The sequence below is a fragment of the Deinococcus depolymerans genome (assembly GCF_039522025.1).
GTDB classification, from domain to species: domain Bacteria; phylum Deinococcota; class Deinococci; order Deinococcales; family Deinococcaceae; genus Deinococcus; species Deinococcus depolymerans.
In genome coordinates this window covers 1-2,618 of sequence record NZ_BAAADB010000009.1, presented here as the reverse complement: position 1 = coordinate 2,618, position 2,618 = coordinate 1, and the positions used below count along the sequence as shown (strand labels likewise).

The 2,618-nt window shown below is 65.7% G+C and carries 3 protein-coding genes; all 3 read left to right on the top strand.

Translation table 11 applies throughout. The annotated features are described in order from the left end of the window. Positions 1-297 precede the first annotated feature (297 nt). Entirely contained in the window at positions 298-1,563 is a 1,266-nt protein-coding gene (locus ABDZ66_RS05910; RefSeq protein ID WP_343757140.1) for a hypothetical protein, read from the top strand. Next, positions 1,563-2,150, top strand: a complete 588-nt coding sequence (locus ABDZ66_RS05905) for a hypothetical protein (RefSeq protein ID WP_343757138.1) — start codon at positions 1,563-1,565, stop codon at positions 2,148-2,150. Before ABDZ66_RS05910 ends, ABDZ66_RS05905 begins: the two co-directional genes overlap by 1 nt. A 133-nt stretch (positions 2,151-2,283) precedes the next feature. Continuing rightward, positions 2,284-2,618 (top strand): helix-turn-helix domain-containing protein (locus ABDZ66_RS05900; protein WP_343757136.1); only part of this gene is annotated, 335 nt, incomplete at its 3' end.

Below are 2,618 nucleotides of genomic sequence, written 5' to 3'. Positions count from 1 at the left end.
GCAAGCACATCAACCCCTTTGGGCGATACCACTTCGATCTGGGCCGCCTTCGGGACTGACTGGCACGGCGTTTAAGCCCTTAACGGGGGTTTTCGGGCGATTGAGGCTATAACGCGGAGATCGGGCAGGATCCGTCCATCATCAGTTTCAGCCGCCAAGGTGAACGCCTGCACATCCGGCAGATTGCGGACGCGCCGCCCACGCCGGACGCGGCGGCCCTGTCGCCCACATTGGAGGAGGCGTACCTTGCATTTCTCCAGGCGTAACGTTGGGTTGCTGATTCGCCGTGAAGTGGAGGTGGCTGTCCGCGCCGGGCTTCCCATCCTCCTGATCCTGGTGGGGTTGCTGTACGCCGTTGAGGACCACCTCTCCCCGGCAGGGTCCCTGACGGCGTACACGGAAGTGCTGTGCCGCCGCACCCTCCTGCTCGTGACGCCGTTCGTGTGGCTGTACGGCGGGTACCGCCTCCTGACGTTCCACCGGCACGGCACGGGTGAACTGGAGACTGTGCTCGGGGTACGACCAGTCACGCGTGCGGTCGCGTACGCGCTGGCACTGCTCGGCGTGACGACCTTCAGTGTGCTGTTGCCGTCACTGGTCACCCTGTTCACGGTGCGGAGTCTACTTATATCGGTGACGCCTGCCACAGCGCTGCAGTTAGCCTTGAACGTCCTGCAACTGTGCACCGTCGTTTCGGTGGCCAGCAGTGTCGTCTGGCTGGCCCGCGGCCCCGTGTGGACCGCCGCACTGCTGCTGACCGCCCTGGCGCTGCCGTTCGTGGTGTTTCCAGCGGGGAACTTCCTGCAGCGGTTACCGGCAGGCGTGGCCCTGTCGGACACGTTCGGCATGGACCGCCTGCTTCTGGTCACGGGCCTTCTGACGCTCCTGACCCTGATCGCGTCTGGTGCGCTGTACTGGGCTGGCGCCACCATGCGGCCGCCCACTCGGGGGGCGGGACCCGCCGCCTTGGCCCTTGCCGCGCTCGCGCTACTGGTGACGCAGGTGCCAGGGCGTCTGTACGATCAGATGACCTACCGCCGGATGGCCGTCACGGCGGCCCTGCAGGCACCCGAGACTCTGCACGCGCCGAGCCGGGTGGGGCAGAGCACCCTGTTCGTGTCGGCCCGGTCCCTCCCGGACGTGCAGGCCCTCACCTCGTACCTGCGGATTGCCGACCTGCACGTCGTGGAGGTGCCCTTCCTGACCACACCCACCTGGCGGACGGCAGACGCGCCGGTCCTCCTGTTGCCGGAACGGCGTCAGACTGCCAACCCGGCCGCTCTGGCCCGACTGGCATTCACCCGCATGGTGCCCGTGCGGGACGAGCGGCGAGATCTCGCGCAGGAATGGGCCTGCATCCGCCAGTTCGGTGCGCGCCTCGATCTGGAGCAGGAGCAGGCGCTCTGGAAGACCTATCTCAGCGGGGATCTCCAGGCCCTGAGTACCCTCAGCCGCCTGGGCGCCATGGAGGACAGTGTGATCAGCAGTGACGTGCAGCGGGCGTTCGAGGTGCAGGGTCAGGAACACTGCCCAGCCGCACCGTACCTCCGGCGGGTGCACTGATGGGCACCTGGCTCACGGGCAGTCTGGCGGCTGCGGGCACGCTGCTGCTGCTCAACATCATCAATCCTGGCAACGGCCTGATTCCCACCCTGCTGCTGCCCTGGATTCCCCTGCTGACCGTCACGGCAGCGCTGCTGCATTACGAATCCCTGAAGTTGTTCGGTCTGCAGGCCTGGATCACGTTGACGCCCGGCGGCACCGCGCGGTACGTCTCCCGACACGCCCTGGGCCTCTATGTGGTCTTCGCGTTGGCCTTCGCCCTCTACGCAGCGCTGGCCCCCGTGAGTACCCGCCTGAACTGGTGGCTGGCCATCCAGGTGAACTTCGCGTTTCTCCTGACGGTCGGGGTGCTGAGCTTCCTGCTGACCCGCCGGTTTGCCGCGGCCTTCCTCGTCACTTTCATCGTCTGGGCAGGTCTGACCGTAGCGGCGTACTTGCTGATGCGCCGCGCCAGCACCAGTTGCCTGGACCTAGTGGTGTTCCAGCTACCCGGCACCTGCACGTCGCCCGTCACAGTGGCACTGACCTCAGGCCTGCTTGCCGCGGCCCTGTACGGCATCCGCCGACTGCGGCATGAATTCACATGAATACATTGTGTTTTCACCAGACGGCATGTGAAGGCGCAGGAGGAAGGGAGAATATGGTTCGAGTCCCTCACAGCAGCGGGCCGACCCGCTTATTGATAACGGTAGAAATTTAGGTTGCTAGACTGACCCGGACATGGCACCGTGGCAACCCTCCAAGTACACCCGCGCCCAGCTCGAAGAACGGCGACTCGCCGCACTGAATATGATTCAGGCCGGTGGACACACCAACCAACAGATCGCGGATCACTTCGGCGTCTCGATCCACACCATCTACACCTGGAAAGAGCGGCTCAAACGCCAGGGTGGCCTGGAGGCCACCCCCACCACGGGTCGTCCCGCCCGCCTGACCCCGGAGGGGCAGCAGAAGATCAGCACCCTCCTGCAGGAGGGTGCCCTGGCCCACGGCTTTCCCGACGCCACCTGGACCACCGCTCGTGTCCGCGAAATCATCGGGCGGCACCTGGGCGT